Raw genomic sequence first — 21860 nt, 5'->3', positions numbered from 1 at the left:
TGATGGCCGTAGTGCTGTGGTCCCACCTGATTCCATCCCGAACTCAGAAGTGAAACGCAGTAACGCCGATGGTAGTGTGGGGTTTCCCCATGTGAGAGTAGGGCACCATCAGGGTTTTATTAACTTAGTTCATTAAATTAGTGAACTAACTTAATAAAAGAATTTATTGGCAACCATAGTGCTGTGGTCCCACCTGACTCCATCCCGAACTCAGAAGTGAAACGCAGTAACGCCGATGGTAGTGTGGGGATTCCCCATGTGAGAGTAGGGCATTGCCAATTACCTAATTCGCGGAGCGGTAGTTCAGCTGGTTAGAATACCTGCCTGTCACGCAGGGGGTCGCGGGTTCGAGTCCCGTCCGTTCCGCCACTTATTAATAAGCAAGTTTCATACTTGCTTTAGCTTTAGGGGCGTAGTTCAATTGGTAGAGCACCGGTCTCCAAAACCGGGTGTTGGGAGTTCGAGCCTCTCCGCCCCTGCCATTATTAGAAGAACCGATTAGTGAAAGCTAATCGGTTTTTTCGTTTGACGTATATCGAAATCCTGTTTCGCTTTTATGTTAGAATTTTGCAAATTTTTATGACAATCTCACCGCTTGTATGAAACAGCTTGATCCTATTATTGAACAATTTCTCGATTCATTATGGCAAGAACACGGTTTGTCGGATAATACCGTGGCCTCTTATCGTCTTGATTTGGAACATTTTGTCCGGTCATTACCGCATCCGAATGCATTTTTGTCATTGGAACATATTGATTTACAAACGTTTTTGGGTGAGCGTTTATTGCAAGGGTATAAAAGCAGTAGTTCGGCAAGAATGCTTAGTTGTTTGCGAAAATTTTTCCGTTTTCTTTATTTAGAGCATTATCGTCAGGATGATCCGACGGAAACGCTCACTTTCCCTCGAAAAGCAATGCATTTACCGAAATCATTAAGCGAAGAGCAAGTCATGGATTTGTTGAATGCTCCGCGAACCTCGGAGCCTCTGGAATTACGTGATAAAGCCATGCTGGAGTTGCTGTATGCGACAGGATTGCGCGTCACTGAGTTGGTCTCGTTAACGACGGATAATTTAAGTTTACGGCAAGGTGTTGTACGAATTATCGGTAAAGGGGATAAGGAGCGTCTCGTTCCGTTTGGCGAAGAAGCGGGGTACTGGCTTCAGGAGTTCTTTCGGTACGGGCGAGGTGCTCTGTTAAACGGTGAGCAATCCGATGTGGTCTTTCCCAGTCGGCGAGGGACTCAAATGACGCGTCAAACATTTTGGCATCGCATCAAGCATTATGCATTGCTTGCCGGAATTGATAACGATAAACTTTCTCCCCATGTGTTACGACATGCTTTTGCCACACATTTGGTGAATCACGGGGCGGATTTGCGCGTGGTACAGATGCTACTGGGGCATAGCGATTTATCGACAACACAAATTTATACGCAGGTTGCAAAGGCCCGCTTAAAATCATTACATCAACAATTTCATCCAAGAGGATAGCATGCAGAAAGGTTTTTCCGCGTTTAGCTGGGCGTTGGCACTGTTTTGTGTACCCGGCGCATTATGGCCGTTGGCATTATTAATCTCGCCTTCATTTTCGGAGAATCCGGCATTAACGCCCAGTCAAGTGGATTGGTTTTCCATCCTGTTTTGGGTGTATCCGTTAATATTACTTGTCATTGCCGGTATGTTGTACAAATTACACCGGACACACGCTAAGCTGGCGCGGGGGTTGCTCTTTATCGCCTTTGCCGTTTTTTACAGCATATTGATTTACATTGTCAAAAGTCTTTGAATACAAGCGGTCGGATTTGCGAAAAATTTTGCAAATCTGATTTGTTTCCGTGCCGTTAGTCTGAATCCGTCAATTTCCGTGCTATAATTCACCACTTTTTGAAACGTAAAAATTGAAAGATGACACAAAACTTAGTTCATTTCCTTACCCATACATTAGAGGGATTAAAAGCAAAAGATATTCGTGCGATTGATGTTCAAGGAAAATCCGGTATTACGGATACCATGATTGTTTGCACGGGTACCTCCAGTCGGCATGTGGCTTCTACTGCCGATAATTTAATTGAAGAAAGTAAAAAGGCCGGTGTGGAAGTCTTTGCGCAAGAGGGCAAAGCCATCGCCGATTGGGTCGTGATTGATTTCGGTCAGGCGATTGTGCATATCTTGCAGCAAGACAGCCGTGATATGTACCAACTTGAAAAACTTTGGGCGTAATGAAGATTCAGTTAATTGCCGTCGGTACCAAAATGCCTGATTGGGTGACAAAAGGTTTTGAGGAATATCAGCGCCGCTTTCCGAAAGATATGCCGTTTGAGTTGATTGAAGTACCGGCAGGAAAACGCGGTAAAAATGCGGATATCAAACGTATTTTAGAACAAGAAGGTAAAGCAATGTTGAGTGCTTGTGGTCGAGGAAAAGTGGTGACCTTGGATATTCCCGGTAAACCTTGGACGACGGAACAACTGGCTCGGCAGCTTGAAGGGTGGAAAAATGACGGTCGGGATATTTGTCTGTTGATCGGCGGTCCCGAAGGGTTGTCTCCCGAATGTAAAGCGGCGGCAGAACAAAGCTGGTCGCTTTCGCCGTTAACGTTACCGCATCCGTTGGTTCGGGTGGTGGTGGCTGAAAGTTTATATCGCGCCTGGTCATTGACGACCAATCATCCGTATCATCGAGAATAATGACGCATGCTCAATAAATTACTGAAACCGCAACAACGCTATGAAAAAGTGCGCAACGGTAAAGCAGAGGTGAATCTGTTTGTCCGTCGCGCACTGATTGCGTTTTTAGGGGTTTTGGCATTAACCGGAGTGCTGCTGACAAACCTGTATCATTTACAAGTGATCGATTATGAATCCTATCAAACGCGTTCAAACGGTAACCGTATTAAATTATTGCCCGTTCCTCCGACCAGGGGATTGATTTACGATCGTAACGGTAAGATCTTAGCGGAAAATCTGACGTTTTTCGGGTTATATATCGTGCCGGAAAAAGTGGAAAACTTGGACGAAACGTTTAATGAGTTGAAAAACGTTGTGGGATTAACCGACGAAGATATCGAGAACTATCGCAAAGAAAAAAAACGGACATCGCGCTATACGCCGATTCTATTAAAACCAAATTTGACGGAAGAGCAAATCGCCCGTTTTGCCGTGAATCAATACCGCTTTCCAAGTTTGGATATTCAGCCGTACTTTAAACGTAATTACCCTTACGGCGATATTTTGACACACGTATTGGGGTATGTTGCCAAAATTAACGATAAAGATAAGAAAAAGTTACAAGACGAAGGTAAATTCGGGAATTATGCGGGATCACACGATATCGGTAAACTCGGTATCGAAAAATATTATGAAGAGCAGTTACATGGCGTGACGGGTTTTGAAGAAGTGGAGATCAATAACCGAGGTAAAGTGATTCGAAAATTACGGGATCAACCGGCAATTGCGGGCGGTAGTATTCGTTTGACGATCGATGTTGACTTGCAACGTTATATCGTTTCGCTATTGGGTAATCAAAAAGGTGCCGTCGTGGTGTTGGATCCGCGTGACAGCAGCATTTTAGCCATGGTTTCGACACCGAGTTATGATAATAATTTATTCGTTGACGGCATTTCGGGGGCGGATTACAAAGCCTTGTTGGATGATCCTGATCGCCCGTTGTACAGCCGTACGACACAGGGAACCTATCCGCCGGCATCGACGATCAAACCATTCATGGCGGTTGCCGGTTTAGCGGAAGGAAAAATTACGCCGGCTACTGCGATTTTTGACCCGGGATATTGGATTCTGCCAGGCTCTACGCAACGTTTCCGCGACTGGAAAAAAGGCGGTCACGGCAGAACGGATGTGAATAAAGCGATTACGGAGTCATCCGATACGTTCTTTTATCAACTCGCTTATGATATGGGGATCGATAAAATGTCCGATTGGATGAAAAAATTCGGTTTCGGGGTAAAAACCGGGATTGATATCGGTGAAGAGTCCGTCGGCATTATGCCGAGCCGTGAGTGGAAACAAAAGCGCCATAAAAAATCGTGGATTCAAGGAGATACGATTTCTGTCGGGATTGGGCAAGGTTATTGGATAGCTACGCCGCTTCAATTGGCAAAAGCTACAGCGGTATTGATTAACGACGGCAAAGTGAATACGCCGCATTTGATGAAAGAAATAGTATCGACCGATACCAAGGTGTATCAGGATCCGCTGTTATATGAAGACATTAAAGATGTGCCGCCACGCTATTGGCAGTTGGCTAAGTTGGGTATGTATAATGTGGTGAACGCCAGTAACGGAACCGGTAGAAAGGCGTTTATCGGTGCGCCTTATCGCGCGGCGGGAAAAACGGGTACGGCTCAGGTTTTCAGCTTGAAAGGGCAAAGCTATAACTCCAGCGCAATTAAAAAAGAATTGCACGATCATGCTTGGTTCACCGGTTATGCGCCTTATGATGATCCGAAGGTGGTGGTGTCAATCATTTTAGAAAATGCGGGCGGCGGCTCCAGTGCCGCCGCACCTGTCGTGCGTAAGATCATGGATTATGTGCTGAGCCGTCAACCGGAAAGCAATACGGAGAATTTGCAAAATTCGGAACAAAACGCACCGCTTGTTACAGATGAGGGATTGAGTGAGTAAGAAATCGTTTTCAGAGCGTTTTTGGAAAGTGTTTGCCATTGACCTCTTATTGCTTATCGGCTTATTGGCGATCACATTATACGGCTTGTTGGTACTTTATAGTGCCAGCGGCGGTAATGAAAGAATGTTTATGAACCGTTTGATTCAAGTCGGGTTAGGCTTGGGCTTAATGCTGTTTATGGCTTTTTTCCCACCGCGGTTTTATGAAAAGGTTTCGCCCTATCTTTATGTTGTTTGCATTATTTTGTTGGTGTTGGTTGATGTCGCGGGAGAAATCAGTAAGGGCGCACAACGTTGGTTAAATTTGGGTTTTGTCCGTTTTCAACCTTCGGAAATCGCTAAACTTGCCGTGCCGCTGATGGTCGCGGCGTATTTAGGCAAACGTCAGCTTCCGCCGACATTTCGTGATACTTTTATTGCATTAGCCTTGATTATTGCGCCGACGTTGTTGGTAGCTGCTCAGCCGGATTTAGGGACGTCGATTTTGGTATGTGCCGCCGGTGTATTTGTTTTGTTTTTAGCCGGATTAAGTTGGAAACTGATCGCCGCCGGTGTTGTCTTTCTAGCAGGGTTTATTCCGATTATGTGGTTTTATTTGATGCATGATTATCAGAAAACCCGGGTAATGACCCTCATCGACCCTGAGAAGGACCCGTTAGGCTCAGGCTACCATATTATCCAATCCAAAATTGCTATTGGTTCGGGGGGTATGGAAGGTAAAGGGTGGATGGAAGGAACCCAATCCCAATTGGAATTTTTACCGGAACCGCATACGGATTTCATTTTTGCGGTGCTGAGTGAAGAGCACGGTATGATTGGAATATTGATTTTACTTGCCATTTACTTGTTTATCATTGCAAGAGGGCTTGTGATTGGCGCAAAAGCCAATACGGCGTTCGGACGGATATTGTCCGGCGGTACCGCATTGTTGTTTTTTGTGTATGTTTTTGTCAATATCGGTATGGTGAGTGGTATTCTACCGGTGGTTGGTGTTCCGTTACCGCTTTTTAGTTACGGCGGCACGTCTTATGTGACGCTGATGGCTGCTTTCGGATTAATGATGTCCGTGCATGTCCATCGTGAGCGTCGTGATAAAGACAATCCGTACAATAAATTGAAATAACCAACGCTATATTGCTTTCTTGCAGTAACGAAAGCAAAAAGGAGATTTTATGCCATTAAACAAAGTCGCATCGTTATTGCTAACGATTTTTATCGCATTAACCCCTTTGCAACATTCGTCGGCGACCACTCAAAATGTCACTAAAAAATTGTATGGTGTGAAGGGTGCAACGTTAAAGCCGACAAAGGTCAGTGAAAAGAAGTATAGTTACACCATAAAAGGGAAAACGCACTCAACCATCAGTAAAGAAGCGTCACGTGAATATAGCCAAACCGGTACGGCAAGTTATTACGGCGGTAAATTTCACGGGCGAAAAACCGCCAGCGGTGAAATCTACGATCAGGAGGGTTTTACTGCCGCTCATAAGTCGCTGGCTCTCGGATCGTATGCGTTAGTGACGAATTTAAAAAACAATCGTAAAGTGATTGTACGAATTAATGATCGCGGACCGTTCAGTAAAGCGCGTATTATTGACTTATCCAAAGGTGCGGCAAGGGAAATCGGCATGTTAAATGCGGGAATTTCAAAAGTCAGGGTTGAAGCGCTCCATGTTGATAGTCAAGGCTATATTACCGGTAAGGGTGCCGAACGATTAATGCAGTTGGCGAAAAAGGAAGGATTGCCGCTTAAAATCAAAGAAAACGGCGATGATTTGGCGATTAAAGCAACCGGTTCGGCATCCTCTTCCTCAGAAAAAAGTACCGATAAAACGTCTCGCTATTTGTTGAAGGTGATTGCCGATAATGAACGGGAAGCAAATAAAGTCACCCAAAAACTTAAACAGAAAACGCGTGTTGAAGCACGTAATCAGCGTTATGAAATTATAGTCAATGTGGCTGACCAAGCCGAAAGTTTACGCGTTAAAAGAGAACTTTCTAAGCTGGGTCAGTTTCAGGTTTTCAGTTATTCAGAAAAATAAAACGGAAATTTCTTTATGTTAAAAAATAAACTTCTCAAATCAGCCGTATTATGCGCCTTTGCGTTTTCGAGTGTCTCGCTTGTGCAGGCTAACGACTTCGATTACGGGATTCCCGTGCCGGAGTTAAATGCCCAAACCTTTGTGCTAATGGATTATAACTCGGGAGCCGTATTAGCCGGGCTGAATCCCGATCAACGCCAATATCCGGCAAGTTTGACCAAAATGATGACAAGCTATGTGGTCGGTCAGGCAATAAAAACGGGCAAAATTAATAATAATGATTTGGTGACGGTGACGGAAAGTTCTTGGAGCCAAAAATTTCCGGGATCATCAAAAATGTTCCTTGATTTAAACCAGCAGGTCTCGGTTGCCGATTTAAATCGAGGGATCATTATCGTGTCGGGTAACGATGCGTGCGTGGCGATTGCGGAACATATTTCCGGTTCGCAGCAAGCGTTTATTGATACGATGAACAAATACGTTCAGCAATTCGGTTTGAAAAATACCCATTTTGCTACCGTGCATGGTTTGGATGATCCGAATCAATATACTTCTGCGCGGGATATGGCGATTATCGGCGCACACATTATCCGTGATTTGCCGGAGGAATATAAAATCTATGCGGAGAAAGAATTTACCTTCAATAAAATCAAACAGCCGAACCGTAACGGGTTATTGTGGGATAAATCGATTAATGTTGACGGCATGAAAACCGGACATACGGAGAAAGCCGGTTACAATTTGGTTGCTTCCGCCTATAATTCCAACACTCGTCTGATTTCGGTCGTCATGGGCGTACCGACATATAAAGGCCGTGAAATTGAAAGCAAAAAACTTCTTCAATGGGGTTTTGCCAACTTTGAAACGATTAAACCGCTTTCTTCAGGACAAAACGTCGCGGAGCAAAGTGTTTATTACGGCGATTTAAACGAAGTCCAATTAGGTACCTTACAAGACCGTTATATCACCATACCGAAAGGTAAATCCGGTGAACTCAAAGCACAAGTGACCTTTGAAAAGAAAAATCTTGAGGCACCACTGACCAAAGGGCAAGTGGTGGGTAAAATTCTTTATCAATTAGACGGTAAAGATATTGCGAGCGTGAATTTACAAGTCATGCAAGATGTCGAAGAAGCGGGGATTTTCGGTCAGGCGTGGGACTGGATTGTATTGACCGTAAAAGGCTTATTCGAATAACTTGTAATTACAATGTTTACCCCCATATGACGGGGGTTCGCACAAGCGGTGTGATGTTGTAAATATTTTGCAATATCTCACCGCTTGTTGATTCGTATTCATTAACAGGATTGATAACATGACAGAAACCAAAAACGTCAACTTAGCCGATATTCCGCAACAAAAACTCAAAGACTTGCTCGAATTTCCTTGCTCATTCACTTTCAAAGTCGTGGGTGCCGCCCGTGATGGATTGATGGATGATGTGGTCAGCGAAGTGCAAAAAGTCGTCAAAGGCGACTACAATCCATCACTCAAAGAGAGCGGCAAAGGGACTTATCATTCGATATCCATCACTATTCAAGCCGAAAATATTGAACAAGTCGAAACACTCTATACCGACTTAGCCAAAATTGAAGGCGTTAGAATGGTGTTGTGACCTATGCCCCAACTTATCATTCGCCAACTTGGTGTGCAAGATTACCAAGAAATTTGGCACAAAATGCAGGACTTTACCGATAGCCGTGACGAACAGACCGCCGATGAAATTTGGCTGGTTCAGCACCCGTCGGTGTTTACTCAAGGTTCCGCAGGGAAACCTGAGCATCTGCTCAATCCGACGAATATTCCTGTCGTACAATCGGATCGTGGCGGGCAGATTACCTATCACGGTCTAGGACAGCAAATTATGTATGTGCTGATCGACATCAAACGCCACAAAGCAAAAGGTAACGATTTGAGCGTGCGAGATTTGGTGACGGCATTAGAGCAATCTGTGGTGAAAACCCTTGCTGATTATGGGATTGATGCCTATCCAAAACCGGACGCACCAGGGGTGTATGTGAACGGTAAGAAAATCTGTTCCCTTGGTTTACGCATTCGCAAAGGCTGTTCGTTTCACGGGCTGGCATTGAATATCCAGATGGATTTAACCCCATTTCGCAACATCAATCCTTGTGGCTATGCAGGATTGGAAATGTGTCAATTAGCTGATTTTGTCGCTGAAGCTGAAGCCGATTGTGACAAGGTTTCACCTAAATTGGTCGATTACTTTACCCAAATTCTCGGCTATAATAAGCAACAAATTATTAACAAATAGGACAATTATCGAATGGGTACACCTTTTAAAATGGAACGTGGCGTGAAATATCGTGATGCCGCTAAAACGTCCATTATTCCCGTTAAAAATATCGATCCCAACCAAGAATTACTGAAAAAACCTGAGTGGATGAAAATTAAACTACCAGCCAACTCAGCGAAAATTGAAAGTATCAAAAACGGTATGCGTCGCCATGGGTTACACTCTGTGTGTGAAGAAGCATCTTGCCCGAATTTGCACGAGTGTTTTAATCACGGCACGGCAACCTTTATGATTATGGGTGCAATTTGTACACGCCGCTGTCCGTTCTGCGATGTGGCTCACGGCAAACCGTTACCTTTAGATCAAGATGAGCCGAAGAAACTGGCGGAAACCATTCAGGATATGAAGCTCAAATATGTGGTGATTACCTCGGTGGATCGTGATGATTTACCTGACCGTGGTGCAGGGCATTTTGCGGAATGTGTGAAAGAAATTCGTGCGTTAAATCCGGGAATTAAAATTGAAATTTTAGTGCCGGATTTCCGAGGTCGCATTGAACAAGCGATTGAAATTTTAAAAGAAAATCCGCCGGATGTGTTCAACCATAATCTTGAGAACGTACCACGCCTGTATAAAGAAATTCGTCCGGGGGCAGATTATGAATGGTCACTCAAATTGCTCAAGGAATTTAAGGCGGTTTTCCCAGACATTCCAACCAAATCAGGGATTATGGTCGGTTTGGGCGAAACCAACGAAGAGATTTTACAGGTGATGCAAGACTTGCGTGATCACGGGGTCACAATGCTGACATTAGGGCAGTATTTACAGCCAAGTCGCCACCATTTACCTGTGGCACGTTACGTTCACCCGACGGAATTTGATATGTTCCGTGAAAAAGCCAACGAAATGGGCTTTGAGCACGCAGCCTGCGGGCCTTTTGTTCGTTCTTCCTACCATGCAGATTTACAAGCAAGCGGAGGGTTAGTGAAATAATTTTGCAAAAATGTAGGGCGCCATTTGGCGCCCTTCGTTATTCCAAAGTAATGGAATCTTTAATTTTCTTTAATGCTTGATTTTCAAGCTGGCGCACCCGCTCTGCGGAAATACCGTATTTATCCGCCAGCTCTTGGAGCGTTGCCTTTTCATCATCCAACCAACGGGTTTTAATGATATCCCGGCTGCGTTCGTCTAATTGCGCCAAGGCATAAGCCAGCTGTGCCGTCGCTTGACCGTTATATTCCTCATTCTCCATTTCTTCGGCAAAATTCGAGTTATTGTCTTCAATATACATGGAAGGCACATAAACTTCATCGCTGTCTTCACCGACCGGAATATCGAATCCCATATCTTGCCCGGTCATACGGGATTCCATCTCTTTCACATCTTCCGGTGAAACGCCCAATTCGTCCGCCACTTTTTGAATCTCTTCTTCATTAAACCATGCAAGACGTTGTTTATTTTTACGCAAGTTAAAGAATAATTTGCGCTGCGCTTTCGTCGTAGCGACTTTGACAATTCGCCAATTTCTCAGCACGTATTCGTGAATTTCCGCTTTTACCCAATGTACCGCAAACGAGACCAAGCGCACACCGACTTCCGGATTAAAGCGTTTTACCGCTTTCATTAAACCAATATTACCTTCTTGGATTAAATCCGCCAGCGGCAAGCCGTAACCCATATAACCACGGGCAATATGCACCACAAAGCGTAAGTGCGACATAATCAGCTGTTTTGCCGCCTCAAGATCTTCGTCATAATAAAAGCGCTCGGCCAGCTCTTTTTCTTGATCGGCGGTGAGCATAGGGTATTGATTTGCCATACGGATATAGCTGTCCAGATTACCCTGAGGGACCAACATGGCATTTGATAATGGTGAAGGTGCCTTATCACCGCTTTCTTCGATTAATTCCACCTCATCCGGCTCAATAATTTCCGTGTCTTCGATTTCTTCATCGTCATACGGTTTAGTCGTTAATTCTTTCATTCTCTATCTCTTTGCAAAAACGTTTACAGATCTTACCGCTTTCTGCTAAAATCACCAAACTTTTTGGGGCTGATTTTGGATTCGACGGGATTAGCGAAGCCCAAGGTGCACGTCGAGGTGCGGTAGGCCTCGTAAACAAACCGCAAAAAAATAGTCGCAAACGACGAACAATACGCTTTAGCAGCTTAATAACCTGCTCATAGCCTTATCGCCTCAGCTTCCGCTCGTAAGACGAGGAGTTCGATAAGTCACCCAAAACGAGATCGCGCGGACGCCTCCGCTTGAGGATCGAAGCGTTAAATTGAACCAAGCTAGTTTATTCTTTGCGTGTCTGTCCGCTGGGGGTAAGCGAAATGAAAGACGAGACTAAACGTGTAGTGCTGAAGGTAGAATAATTTCGGACGGGGGTTCAAATCCCCCCAGCTCCACCAAATTCTAATCCGATACGGTTCAATCGAGACCGACAAAGCCTTGAAAATCAATACTTCAAGGCTTTTTTATTGCCCATTCCGTACCGATGAGATACTATTAAATCCGCAGATTTTAGTAACACGGAATGTAACACAGCTTAAAACATAGAAAAAACTGTGTTACTAAAACTCCGCCAAACCTTGATTTTAAAGGCTTAGATGATGTTTATTTTTTCCGTTTAGTAACACGGAAATTGATTGAAATGTAACACAGCAAAACAGGCTTATTCTATGGCACGAGTAACCAAAGCACTCACAAACACCGAGATAGCCAAAGCCAAACCGCAGGAAAAAGAATACAGCCTAGCGGACGGGCAAGGGCTATTTTTACGGATCAGACCAAACGGGGCGAAAACGTGGATATTTAACTACGCCCAGCCCTACACCAAGAAACGCACAAATCTAGTTATTGGCGGTTATCCTGAAATATCGCTTTCACAAGCACGGGATAAGCGGGAAGAATACCGCTCACTACTTGCTAACGATATAGATCCACAGCAACACCGCCAACAGCAGGAACAGGCAAAACGGGCAGAAATTGAGAATACCTTCGAAGCCGTTACGTGGCAGTGGTTCGAATACCGCAAAACACGGGCGAACTTCTCCCCCGATTATCAAAAGGATATTGCGAGCCTAATCAACCGGTATTTACTCCCCGCTTTTGGCGGATTGCCTATTTCGCAGATAACCGCCCCGCTTGCCCTTAAAACATTCAAACCATTACAGGAAAGCGGGAAGCTGGAAACCTTAAAACGGGCCATTCAAAAGCTCAATGAGATAATGATTTATGCCGTTCATAGGGAAATAATTCCACACAATCCGACCGCCAACATTTCACGGGAATTTGATAATCCGAAAGTAGAACACTTCAAGACTATTACACCTGATGAACTCCCCGAATTTATGCGGGCATTGAGTACGGCACAAATCCACCTACAAACCCGTTACTTGATTTTGTGGCAGTTGCTCACGATGACCCGCCCGAATGAGGCGAGTAACGCCCGCTATGACGAGATAGACGAAAAAGCGAGACTATGGACAATCAAGATCAAGAAAGGGATAAAAGAGGACGATGGCGGACGTATTCATAAAATCACACTTTCCCGCCAAGCTCTAGCCCTTTTGCGAGAGATTAAGAAATTGAGTGGCGGGAAAACGTATTTATTCCCGAGTATCAAAAATCCACAAAAACCGATGAATTCTCAAACCGCCAACGATGTAATAAAGCGAATGGGCTTTAAAGGTAAGTTAGTGGCTCACGGATTGCGAAGCATTGCCAGCACCTACTTAAACGACAAGGGCTTTAATTCTGACGCTATCGAAGTGGCTTTATCGCATATGAACAGCGACCGCATAAAAGCCAGTTACGACAGAGGCGAACGCCTAGCAATGCGTTTTGAAATCCTCCAAGCGTGGGGCGATTTTGTCGAACAATGCTCACAGCAGACGATCCCGCAATATCATTTAAAAGTGGCATAAGCCATTATTCGAAAGGAAATGGAAACGATGAAATTCAATTTAGCAGACCTTGAAAATAAATTCCTGACAGAGAATAGGGAGATTGTGAAATTAGAAACCGTTTTAAGAAAGCTACAAGAAAAATCAAATCTATCCTTAGACTTTATTTTAGATGAGCTGGATAAAATAAAAAGAGAATTGCAACAACAGAGACACGAAATAAATATAATTCTGATTGATATAAATAAAAAACCTGAAATAGTTTTTTTAAAAAATTATTTTAATGAAATAAATTTAATTTTAGAGGGGAATATTTTTACAACCTTTAAATTATTATTCCAGCAATACAATATTCAAGAAAAACATTACAGGGAAAAAGTAAATGATTTTGGCGGGGTGATAAAAATTAATTTAGATGAGCTGGTTAAAGCTCTAAATGAATCGGAAGCGTACTTATTAAAATCAGATGTAGAAATGTTATCAGATGAGATTCAAATAAGTGATGATGAAGTATTCTTTATTCCTAATTTTCTAGGCATAGACGGGAATGATAGCGAAAGCTACACCACCGAAAAGAATTATGATGATTTTACATATAGCGGGGCTTGTGATCTAGCGTTTGATTTATGGCTAGATGACAAAGAAAACTACGCTACCAACCTAAACGGGCTTAAACAAGCAAAAGCGAGAATAGCCGAATTGTTGGCGGAAAATGAACGCTTAAAAGCACAAATAGAGCAAGCTCAAACCAGCACCGAAGATTATCTGCTAGGTAAATTTATACAAAATGACCCGCTTGCGATTGCCCTAAATGTTCGCCTTAATGAATGGAGAAACTATAACCACGAAACAGGGGAAGGGAAAAAATCAGCTACACAGATAAAAGCCAAAATTAAAAAACAATGGGGCATTAACGACACTTTGGCGGAACAAATAGAGCGTATAGCCTGCCCGATTGATCGATCCTTGAATAAATAGCCCGATTACTATCCCCCTGATACCCCCCCTTATTACAGGGGGAGATTTTTTAAAGCCCTCCCTATTGCCCCCCTATATTCCTCACTTCATAAAATCCACCCCGCACCGCTTACGCCCTTTCACGGTTTAAGCATTTCAACATTCACACTACACGGGGGAAACAATGACCGAAAGCACACTTACACACTTAGGCGATGATGTCCGCATTATCCGCCCTCTTCAAGTCCGCCAAAAGCTAGGCATAGGCAAGACCACGTTCAGCGATTGGCAGAACCCAAAGCATAAACGCTACCGCCCAGACTTTCCGAAGAAGATCAGATTAGGGGCAAATTCCGTAGGCTACTTAGAAAGCGAAATCAACGCTTTTATTCTGAAACTAGCGGGCAACCGCCAACACTAAAGGGGGCAATATGATTACATTTTCAAGTATTGCCGAAGAGTTAGACAACCTTTTGACTTATATCGACACCGTACGCAGTGGCACGCCGATTTATTGGGCAAACACCGCCACCGGCGAACGCACGAAATCCACCTTAGACGACAATCTAGCCTACATTGAAGACCACGTTTTATTAGTGGCGGCGGATTTAAACATTCTCAAAGAGGAATTTAAGAAACGGCTAGATCAACAGACAACCAAGAGAGAACGGGGAAAATGATGAAAGCACAACAAAAGCCAACCAATGAAGAAAAAGCCTTACGTTTTTTGATTCTGAACCCGCAGGGATTTAGCGAACGGGAAGCCGTTTTCAGCCTGAATTTTACCAGCGGGCGAAACTACATAAACACAGCCGAGAAACTGCTAGATGTGAGGTTTAAGCGGGAATGGGAGAAAACCGCAGACGGCCAAGGGCAATACTACCGTTATTCTTGCCCTGACCGCCACACAGCCGAAAAGGTGATCCGACACCTTAACGCAAAATCAGCTTTACGGGGAGAAATTGCGATAAGCCCAGCACAGGCAGAAAGCATTTTACAGCGTTTTACTGATTAAGCGAGGGGATTTTATGACCGAAACCACAAACACCGCCAAACAAGCGAATATGGGCGTTATTTACCGAGTTTTCGCACGGGATTTACTAGGCAACCACTTCTTAAAGGGCAGTTATGCGAGTAAGTCTGAGGCGTGGCGGAAAGTGGTTGAGCTTGAAAACACCACCACACCCAGCGGGCTAACCCGCATTTATGACAGCGTCTATTTAACTTCAATCAACCCACACACGGGGCAACCCGTGCTTTTAAACGATGAGGACTAAACGAATGACACAGACCCAGCCGAAAGCACTTAAATACACCTTAGACCCGAAAGGCATTACCGCTTTAATGAACGAACCAATCAAAGCAACGTTGAGCTTTTTAGATTTTCCCTATATCCAAATTGAACGACTGTACCAAGATGACGACAAGCCATTTTTTAACGGCGTTTTACATTTAGAACTAGACGATCAAATAACTATTGAAATGGCGGGCGCAACGGCATTTAGAGAAGCCCTGGCGATTGTGGCATTTCAGCAACAGATGACCGCTACCCCGTTACTTGTAAATGATGACCTGTTGGCGGAAATCAACAAGCTACCACCGCCACAGCGCACAAACCCATTTATCGACCGCAATAGCAACGAAATCACACGAGAACAGATGAGCAAAGAGAACCGCAAAGCCGTTGATCTACTCTTTACCGAAAAGCGAATGAATGCGGGAAAGTAGTAACGCAATGATTAACCCACTAACCGAGATGAAAGCCAAACGGCAACAAACCGCCCTAAATCAAACACAGACGGCGAAAACGGGAAAAGGCGAACAACCACAAGCCCAAACACAGAACACGCACAAGCGGGCGATTTTGGCAGTTTATCCGCAAATTTCCCGCCAGTTTGAAATGCTCAAATCGAGCGTAGGGCATTGTAAACAGAAATTCCCTGACTGCTTCCATCACAAACGGCAGACTGCCAATGAATGCCAACTGTTGGCGGAGAACTTACGAAAGGGCGTGGAGATGATAAAGGCAATGACGGTTATCAAGCCTGAAATGCGAGCAGAAGCACAGCAAGCAATCAATGCGAGCCGTTACCTAATCCGCCAATTTGAAAGCGTGATCGCAGAAGTGGAACGAGTGGAAAAAGCCAACGTTCTCCAAAATTGGAGAGGGGTATTTCACGACTAAACACCCTAAAAACAAAAGCCCCAAGCAGACAACGGCAAGGGGCGATCAAAAATTCAAAAAAGAAATGTAACAATTTAGCAAGGGCATTATATGCGAAATTCACACGGAAAAACAGTAAAGAAATACAGTACTGGTAAAAATAACACATTGAGAAAGCCGAGTAGTTGGCGGTATGATAAAAATACTACAACCTTTGACGGATACCGCAAGCGTTATTTAAGCGGTATTTTTTTACCTATAATTTCCTACAATCACGGGATTACTACACCCGAGATCTATTCAGAATTAGCGGTAAGGGCGACACTCCGAAATAAGGCGGGCAACCGCACGAATAAGGGGGGCTGTTCAAAGGCAGTAGTTGAACCCTTATCGCACCCTATCAAACAGGGCGATATATCCTATTCATCACCAACTAAAACCTTTGAAATTATGAAAAAAACAACCCAAACCCCATACACTTACTTAAATAAATCCGATGACCTAGATCGACACCTTTCCCAAGCAAAAGCCGTTATAGACTATCTTTGTGTAGATCACGGCGCAACTGGCGGAGAATTTAGCGTAAATGCGGAAATTGTCGGAAATATGCTATGGACGGCGCAAACCCTACTGGAAAACGCCATTCAAACCGCCAGCGAACTTCACGAAGTAAGCAAAGCAAAATTTCAAGGGGGCAAAAATGCGTAATATCGCCCTTAATAACCTGAAATTCAGCCTTGAAAGACTATGGCGGATCAACACTGTAAGCAGTCTTATTTCACGCTTAGACCCTAACAAGGTAGAGCCGAGCGAATATCAAGAGGCACTGGCATTCATTACGGCAACAATGAGCGAAGAAATGACCGAGTTTGAAGAAGTCTATTTTGAGATTGAGGAACTGCTAACCAAACCAATAACACCGCCAACAGAAGCGAAAGGGGGTGGCAAATGATATATAAATTTCAGACCACCGGCACAAAGCGGATCAACATTCTGATTTATGCTCAATCGTTGGCGGAAGCACAGGCAAAATTCAGCACCGCAGGAAATGCCCCTAAACCGCTCTTAGTGGCGAGATTACCTAAAAGCTAGGGGTAAACTATGGCAAGCTATGAAAAAAGCAAAGGGCGAGCGAGTAAAGGCGGTTTACAAAGCAAATTGAACGGCAACAGCTTTACACCGTTACGACACGACCTGATAGCCAGCCAAGAATTTAACGCTCTTAGCCTTTCCGCAAAAGCCGTATTTATCGCATTTCTAGGCAGGTTTAACGGCTTTAATAACGGCGCTATTGCTTTTCAGCAGAGCGAAGAACAGGCGGAAAAGCTGAATATCAGTGATAGAACGCTCCGAAATGCTATTAAAGAGTTGATAGAAGCGGATTTTATCGAAGTAACGAAACAGGGCTATAATCGCTCCCCCAGCCTCTACGCCTTAACGTGCTACCCAGTAAATGAAATCAAGCGAAAAGGCGAACCGAAACAGGTGGGAACCTTGCGAGCCTCCGACCGTTGGCGGAAATCGCAACCGCCCTAATCCGCCAAGCGACAATCTCAAAGGCTAGAATATCCCACATTCTAGCCTTTCTTATTGGCGGTAGAGGAGCGGGGGAATAGGTAAACGGCTTTCACACGGACAGAACTGCCCGCCTACTTGAATTTTTACGCACAGCAATTTTTCAGAAAATATAGGCGTGGTTATGATGAATACGCCATTATTTCACTTACTCACTTATGCGGATTTTTACTCAAAACTGACCGCTTGCGATTGCCTGTTTTTTTCCTGTTTTGACCTATCGCAGACCGCCCGCTATTTTTCTCTCTTTTTTTCTCTTTTTGACACAATAAAAAATAAAGGATATGGCAATAATTCTTAAGAAGCACGGTAAAATTTACCGTATAACTTTTAAAAAATGGCGAATTACACGGTAGATTTTACCGTATAACTCAATTTTAAAAGGCAAAAACGGTTAAAAAATGCCAGTTATACGGTAGATTTTACCGGTCTGACCGGTAGAATTTACCGTGCTAAAAATCGAAATTTGCGGAAAAATTCCCCACCTTTTCCACCGACGGACGGATTTTTTTCCGAGAGGCGGATTTTTTTCCGAGAGGCGGATCAGCCTAAAAGATGATGATGAAAACCAGCAAACCAATCAACAACATTCACCCCGCAAATACAGTCCGCAACCTTGCTACGCCCAGCAGGACAATTTCAAAAGATGATGATGCTTAGAACTCCAAAAATCAGCAACAAACCACGCACCCGAAACCCCGTGGAAAGCCCCACCCCGTGGGGAGTACCTTTTAAGCCAACCTACACCGCCAACCGCAGACAAAACACCACGCACAGCCCGCCAAATCGCTCAGTACTGAAAAGCACAATACAAGCTATTAGGTATACGGCATTGCCGTACCCCCCCCAGCTCACGAACCGCCACAAGGGAGGGGGGAGGGAAAATCTCTACACGGCTCAAAGCCGAAAACCGCCCAAGGAACTCAATTTTTACGCCCGCAAAATTAAAAATTTAGGGGATCAAGAAAAACCTGATAGGTTTTGACCTATCTACTAAAATGTAGCCTGTTATTTTTTAATTTTGCCTTAAAAAACTGTAATAGCGTTTTAATAATGTTCCGGTGGCGGTATTTAGAGCTTTTTTGCTGAACTTTATAACCGCCCCTAGTGGCTTTTGTGCGGGGCAGTGATTCGCTCTTCTGAAAATATGAGAAATGACTTTTGATTTTAGTAACACAAATAGTAACACAGAGAAAGTTTGAATTGAGAAAAACCCAGTAACCACAAGGCTTCATCGACTACAATTCAGCTCTCCCCAGCCCACCAAATCGAAATAAACCAACGTCAACGAACGTAACAAGAAGCCTTGAAAATCAACCTTTCAAGGCTTTTTTGTTTCTCTCAACGTAACCCAATGTAAACCTAAATAATAGACTTTTAGTAAGCTCACCCAAAGCAACATAAAAAGCCGTCCTACGAAAACCTTGAAAGCAATTGCTACACAATGCTTAAGCCTTATTACTTTTTCGAGAATTAAAATAAAGCGTTCTACTATGGCTAGGATATCGAAACCACTCACAAACCAGATTCAGGCTCAAAACCCTTTATTGATATAGAATTTACCAGTAAGGCAATCTTTGCTACAAAAAATATGCAAAATCTTGCTCAACCTCAGAATATCAATAACAATCAACGAAAAGAAATTGTAAGCAATGGTGGAGTTAATGTACACTCTAGTGGAATTGGTATGATGAAACGTGCGCCTTTAGTGTGTTTTCTTTAATATTTTATGTTCTTCTGTATTTACAAATACTACTATTTTTGAATGCAAAACAGATAATGGCAACGATATCCCTGTATCTTAAATCGCAGATGGGTATAAATATACTTTTGGCGCTTCAAAAAAAGAAACCTGAATTGTTTTTTAGAAACGAGAGTAATGAACTAGAGCAATGAACTAGAGCAAATTACTTCAGATGATGGAAATTATTCAGATTCATTTCTGCAAACTAAAAACGGGAAACACATTGCTAATGTATTATGTTCAAGACCTTAAGTTAACTAGAAAGTACAAAAGTTTATTCTGCGGTAACTCATAAGATTAGGACAGATATCCCTGCCGGAGAATACAAAGTTGTAGCAACTTCTGATGATAAAACAGCTAGTTTATTTGTCAGCTCCATGGCTAATTATCGAGAATCAGCAGTACACAGCGAGATATTCAAAAATTCACTTATGTAACCGTAAAAGATGGGCAGTATTTACGAGTTTAGCTTGAATAAGTAAATATATCTAACCTCTGTTTTTAAAAGGTGCTGAAGAGTTTCAATTAATAAAATATCTTAAAGGAAATCTTATGGCAAAACGATCTAATAACCTTTTTAATTTTCGTAAAAGAATAAAAGTATTACCAGGGATTACATTAAATCTGAGTAATAGTGGTGTGAGTACTACATTAGGGGGGAAAGGGGTATCTATAAATATTGGCAAACAAGGTGTTTTTGCAAATATGGGCATCCCCGGGACTGGTATTTACAAAAGACAAAAATTAATGTCTACTTCTCTAGATAATACTTCTTATGAATGCTCATCAGATTTTGATTGTATATACCAGAATTATCTTAAAAATAGTAAAAAAAGACAAAAAGCTGTATGGCTTTCATTTTTATTTGGTTTTTTAGGTCTTCATAAATTCTATCTTGGTAAAAAATGGCAAGGGATAATATATCTATTGCTTATATTTACTGGTGTTAGTTTTGTTCTTTGGGTAATTGATGTATTCTATTTATCGCTAATGAGTGATGAAACATTCACACTTAAATATAACAAAGATTTATTATATTCATATGGGATAAATGTCAATTTTATTGACAAAGATTCATATGAGTGGGATTTATTAGTTAGAAATGGGAGTAAATTTAGGCATTATGGAGGTTTTTTTAGAACAGTTTTAAAATTACTATTTTTATTCATTGTGTTTATATTTACGTTTTATGTAGTTCAAAGTAAATAGTTTAAGTCTTAAACCTCCAAAGCCGAAACATCATCAAGAAAAGCATTAAGCCATTCTATGATTGTTTCGGTTTCTTCTTCTGTGGCATCGATGAAACAAGGTTTCTGGCTAATTGGCCAATTTTTGAAAAGCTCTTTCATTGCTCTGATCCAAAAAAGTTAGATCACTATTGATCTGCACCTTTATCAGTTGGTTTTTAATCCAACTTTTGGGGGGCAGAGCAAACAGACCCTTTATATTTCCCAAGAAGTGAGCTTGCTCAACGCATTTTGAATAGTTTAAAAGATGGCATTACGCACGCTTTAACGCTTTTTGCGCCTCGAAGCATAGGTAAAACGCTACAAATTAACAACCCTCATTTTAAAATCTAGATCAAGTAAAGTACTCACGACTAGCACAATATAAGAGGCTATCTATCTCCAAATGGAATAGATAGCTTAACCATGAAATACAAGCGGTCTGTTTTGGCTGAAAATTTGCAAATTTTTCACTGAAATCGACCGCTTGTTTCCGTTTTATTGCCGGGCAGGAGTTGAGATAACGCCTATGTATCACGGCGTTGAGTTTATTTCCAACAAAAACGTTCATCCACTTGATTGGCTTTACGATCGGCTAAAAATTCTTGTTCATGCTGTTTCAAATAGCTATCTTCTTCAACCGCCATGTTGTCCAGATATTTTTCGACTTCTCGTATTGCTTCTAGGCGATCCGTATGTTTGCTTGGCAGTTTGGGCGATAATAGTGCTCGATAGGGATGTGCTTTAGTCCATGCGATAGCGTTTTGGCGAATCTGTTTACGTTTTTCGATATCGCAATAAGAGTAAGGATTTATGAAACTTCCTACCAGCTGAACAAAACCGGCATATTCCGCCTGATTTACTTTTGGTAAATCGGCAATATCTCGGACCATAATATAGCGATACTGACCGTTTAAATACCAAAAAACCGCATCGTCACGTAGTCCTAGATCATAGGCTCTTGCCGATAGTGTCAATAAGGTCATCGGTGTCACATAATCCGGCTCTTTTTCGACAATTTGTACGGCTTTGTGAAACGCGGCTATATTATTTTCCATCAGGAGTTGATCGATTTTAGAATAAACATTTACGTATTCCGGCTTTCCGTTTGCCGCAGAATAATAAGGCGTAGCATAAATATCGACCGATTTGACCGGCTTTGCGGTATTCGCTGAAACCATACCGGAAATAGCAAGAAAACTGATTAAAGACAAAAGTAATTGTTTGGCTAAGTTCATATTATTTTTTCCTATTAACGTGTACGATGTAATGACAAGGATGAAAATACGACTTTTAATCCGCTCTTCGATAACGGTGAATCGCATATACTATACTCAAAAA

Annotated in this window: 27 protein-coding genes, 2 tRNA genes, 2 rRNA genes and 1 other RNA gene; 29 read left to right on the top strand and 3 right to left on the bottom strand. The window is 42.8% G+C overall.

Features of this window, described 5'->3' with window-relative positions; all coding sequences use genetic code 11:
* The 15 genes from rrf (ACEYKX_RS11305) to lipA all read left to right on the top strand — a co-directional run.
* Window positions 1–114, top strand: a 5S ribosomal RNA gene (gene rrf / locus ACEYKX_RS11305); the annotation flags it as partial.
* A gap of 51 nt (window positions 115–165) precedes the next feature.
* A 5S ribosomal RNA gene (rrf, locus tag ACEYKX_RS11300) occupies window positions 166–281 on the top strand.
* A gap of 11 nt (window positions 282–292) precedes the next feature.
* Window positions 293–369: transfer RNA gene (locus tag ACEYKX_RS11295), tRNA-Asp, on the top strand.
* Window positions 370–406: 37 nt separating this feature from the next.
* A tRNA-Trp gene (locus ACEYKX_RS11290) sits at window positions 407–482 on the top strand.
* Between the two features lie 117 nt (window positions 483–599).
* Window positions 600–1493, top strand: coding sequence for a site-specific tyrosine recombinase XerD (xerD, locus tag ACEYKX_RS11285; protein WP_373766662.1), 894 nt, complete (start codon window positions 600–602; stop codon window positions 1491–1493).
* A 1-nt stretch (window position 1494) separates the two neighbouring features.
* Window positions 1495–1788, top strand: coding sequence for a DUF5389 family protein (locus ACEYKX_RS11280; RefSeq protein WP_373766663.1), 294 nt, complete (start codon window positions 1495–1497; stop codon window positions 1786–1788).
* 119 nt (window positions 1789–1907) lie between these two features.
* Window positions 1908–2222: a ribosome silencing factor gene (gene rsfS, locus ACEYKX_RS11275; protein WP_373766664.1), complete on the top strand. Its 315-nt coding sequence runs from the start codon at window positions 1908–1910 to the stop codon at window positions 2220–2222.
* Window positions 2222–2689 (top strand): 23S rRNA (pseudouridine(1915)-N(3))-methyltransferase RlmH, encoded by a 468-nt coding sequence (gene rlmH / locus ACEYKX_RS11270; RefSeq protein WP_373766665.1) that lies wholly within the window; start codon window positions 2222–2224, stop codon window positions 2687–2689. The genes rsfS and rlmH overlap by 1 nt, the downstream gene beginning before the upstream one ends.
* A gap of 6 nt (window positions 2690–2695) precedes the next feature.
* Window positions 2696–4642 (top strand): penicillin-binding protein 2, encoded by a 1947-nt coding sequence (gene mrdA / locus ACEYKX_RS11265; protein WP_373766666.1) that lies wholly within the window; start codon window positions 2696–2698, stop codon window positions 4640–4642.
* On the top strand, window positions 4635–5765 hold the full coding sequence (gene rodA / locus ACEYKX_RS11260) for a rod shape-determining protein RodA (protein ID WP_373766667.1): 1131 nt from the start codon (window positions 4635–4637) through the stop codon (window positions 5763–5765). The genes mrdA and rodA overlap by 8 nt, the downstream gene beginning before the upstream one ends.
* 49 nt (window positions 5766–5814) lie before the next feature.
* Window positions 5815–6684 carry a septal ring lytic transglycosylase RlpA family protein gene (locus ACEYKX_RS11255; RefSeq protein ID WP_373766668.1) on the top strand — a complete coding sequence of 290 codons (870 nt, stop codon included), beginning with the start codon at window positions 5815–5817 and terminating at the stop codon, window positions 6682–6684.
* A gap of 15 nt (window positions 6685–6699) precedes the next feature.
* Window positions 6700–7881 (top strand): serine hydrolase, encoded by a 1182-nt coding sequence (locus tag ACEYKX_RS11250; protein WP_373766669.1) that lies wholly within the window; start codon window positions 6700–6702, stop codon window positions 7879–7881.
* 118 nt (window positions 7882–7999) lie between these two features.
* Window positions 8000–8299: a DUF493 family protein YbeD gene (gene ybeD / locus ACEYKX_RS11245; protein WP_373766670.1), complete on the top strand. Its 300-nt coding sequence runs from the start codon at window positions 8000–8002 to the stop codon at window positions 8297–8299.
* A 3-nt stretch (window positions 8300–8302) separates the two neighbouring features.
* Window positions 8303–8959: a lipoyl(octanoyl) transferase LipB gene (gene lipB, locus ACEYKX_RS11240; protein WP_373766671.1), complete on the top strand. Its 657-nt coding sequence runs from the start codon at window positions 8303–8305 to the stop codon at window positions 8957–8959.
* Between the two features lie 12 nt (window positions 8960–8971).
* Window positions 8972–9934, top strand: coding sequence for a lipoyl synthase (lipA, locus tag ACEYKX_RS11235; RefSeq protein ID WP_373766672.1), 963 nt, complete (start codon window positions 8972–8974; stop codon window positions 9932–9934).
* A gap of 37 nt (window positions 9935–9971) precedes the next feature.
* On the opposite strand, the gene rpoH is transcribed toward lipA, so the two are convergent.
* Window positions 9972–10925 (bottom strand): RNA polymerase sigma factor RpoH, encoded by a 954-nt coding sequence (rpoH, locus tag ACEYKX_RS11230; RefSeq protein WP_373766673.1) that lies wholly within the window; start codon window positions 10923–10925, stop codon window positions 9972–9974.
* Between the two features lie 65 nt (window positions 10926–10990).
* On the opposite strand from rpoH, the gene ssrA reads away from it, so the two are divergent.
* The 14 genes from ssrA (at window position 10991) to ACEYKX_RS11160 (ending at window position 20502) form a co-directional block, all read left to right on the top strand.
* Window positions 10991–11356, top strand: a transfer-messenger RNA (tmRNA) gene (gene ssrA, locus ACEYKX_RS11225).
* 270 nt (window positions 11357–11626) lie between these two features.
* The gene (locus ACEYKX_RS11220) at window positions 11627–12874 is read left to right on the top strand and encodes an integrase arm-type DNA-binding domain-containing protein (protein WP_373766744.1); all 1248 of its coding nucleotides are present in this window, start codon (window positions 11627–11629) and stop codon (window positions 12872–12874) included.
* Between the two features lie 27 nt (window positions 12875–12901).
* Entirely contained in the window at window positions 12902–13831 is a 930-nt protein-coding gene (locus tag ACEYKX_RS11215; RefSeq protein WP_373766674.1) for a hypothetical protein, read from the top strand.
* A gap of 163 nt (window positions 13832–13994) precedes the next feature.
* The gene (locus ACEYKX_RS11210; RefSeq protein ID WP_373766675.1) at window positions 13995–14231 is read left to right on the top strand and encodes a helix-turn-helix transcriptional regulator; all 237 of its coding nucleotides are present in this window, start codon (window positions 13995–13997) and stop codon (window positions 14229–14231) included.
* A gap of 10 nt (window positions 14232–14241) precedes the next feature.
* Complete coding sequence (locus ACEYKX_RS11205; protein WP_373766676.1) at window positions 14242–14490, top strand: hypothetical protein; 249 nt, start codon at window positions 14242–14244, stop codon at window positions 14488–14490.
* Entirely contained in the window at window positions 14487–14825 is a 339-nt protein-coding gene (locus ACEYKX_RS11200; RefSeq protein ID WP_373766677.1) for a hypothetical protein, read from the top strand. The genes ACEYKX_RS11205 and ACEYKX_RS11200 overlap by 4 nt, the downstream gene beginning before the upstream one ends.
* 13 nt (window positions 14826–14838) lie before the next feature.
* A complete protein-coding gene (locus ACEYKX_RS11195; protein WP_373766678.1) occupies window positions 14839–15087 on the top strand; it encodes a hypothetical protein in 249 nt (82 codons plus the stop codon).
* A 4-nt stretch (window positions 15088–15091) separates the two neighbouring features.
* Window positions 15092–15538, top strand: a complete 447-nt coding sequence (locus ACEYKX_RS11190) for a hypothetical protein (RefSeq protein WP_373766679.1) — start codon at window positions 15092–15094, stop codon at window positions 15536–15538.
* Window positions 15539–15545: 7 nt separating this feature from the next.
* Window positions 15546–15995, top strand: a complete 450-nt coding sequence (locus tag ACEYKX_RS11185) for a hypothetical protein (protein WP_373766680.1) — start codon at window positions 15546–15548, stop codon at window positions 15993–15995.
* 90 nt (window positions 15996–16085) lie between these two features.
* Window positions 16086–16682, top strand: a complete 597-nt coding sequence (locus ACEYKX_RS11180) for a hypothetical protein (RefSeq protein ID WP_373780730.1) — start codon at window positions 16086–16088, stop codon at window positions 16680–16682.
* Window positions 16675–16926: a hypothetical protein gene (locus ACEYKX_RS11175; RefSeq protein WP_373766682.1), complete on the top strand. Its 252-nt coding sequence runs from the start codon at window positions 16675–16677 to the stop codon at window positions 16924–16926. Before ACEYKX_RS11180 ends, ACEYKX_RS11175 begins: the two co-directional genes overlap by 8 nt.
* Window positions 16923–17066, top strand: a complete 144-nt coding sequence (locus ACEYKX_RS11170; protein WP_373766683.1) for a hypothetical protein — start codon at window positions 16923–16925, stop codon at window positions 17064–17066. Before ACEYKX_RS11175 ends, ACEYKX_RS11170 begins: the two co-directional genes overlap by 4 nt.
* 9 nt (window positions 17067–17075) lie before the next feature.
* The gene (locus ACEYKX_RS11165; protein WP_373766684.1) at window positions 17076–17510 is read left to right on the top strand and encodes an ArsR family transcriptional regulator; all 435 of its coding nucleotides are present in this window, start codon (window positions 17076–17078) and stop codon (window positions 17508–17510) included.
* 2335 nt (window positions 17511–19845) lie between these two features.
* Window positions 19846–20502, top strand: coding sequence for a DUF4236 domain-containing protein (locus ACEYKX_RS11160; protein ID WP_373766685.1), 657 nt, complete (start codon window positions 19846–19848; stop codon window positions 20500–20502).
* Window positions 20503–20510: 8 nt separating this feature from the next.
* On the opposite strand, the gene ACEYKX_RS11155 is transcribed toward ACEYKX_RS11160, so the two are convergent.
* A complete protein-coding gene (locus tag ACEYKX_RS11155; RefSeq protein WP_373766686.1) occupies window positions 20511–20642 on the bottom strand; it encodes a hypothetical protein in 132 nt (43 codons plus the stop codon).
* A 425-nt stretch (window positions 20643–21067) separates the two neighbouring features.
* Window positions 21068–21757 carry a hypothetical protein gene (locus ACEYKX_RS11150; RefSeq protein ID WP_373766687.1) on the bottom strand — a complete coding sequence of 230 codons (690 nt, stop codon included), beginning with the start codon at window positions 21755–21757 and terminating at the stop codon, window positions 21068–21070.
* Window positions 21758–21860: the final 103 nt, after the last annotated feature.

This window comes from Glaesserella sp. (assembly GCF_041817755.1).
Classification (GTDB): domain Bacteria; phylum Pseudomonadota; class Gammaproteobacteria; order Enterobacterales; family Pasteurellaceae; genus Glaesserella.
The sequence above is the reverse complement of the archived record's forward strand: the minus strand, read 5'-3'. Positions and strand labels throughout refer to the sequence as shown.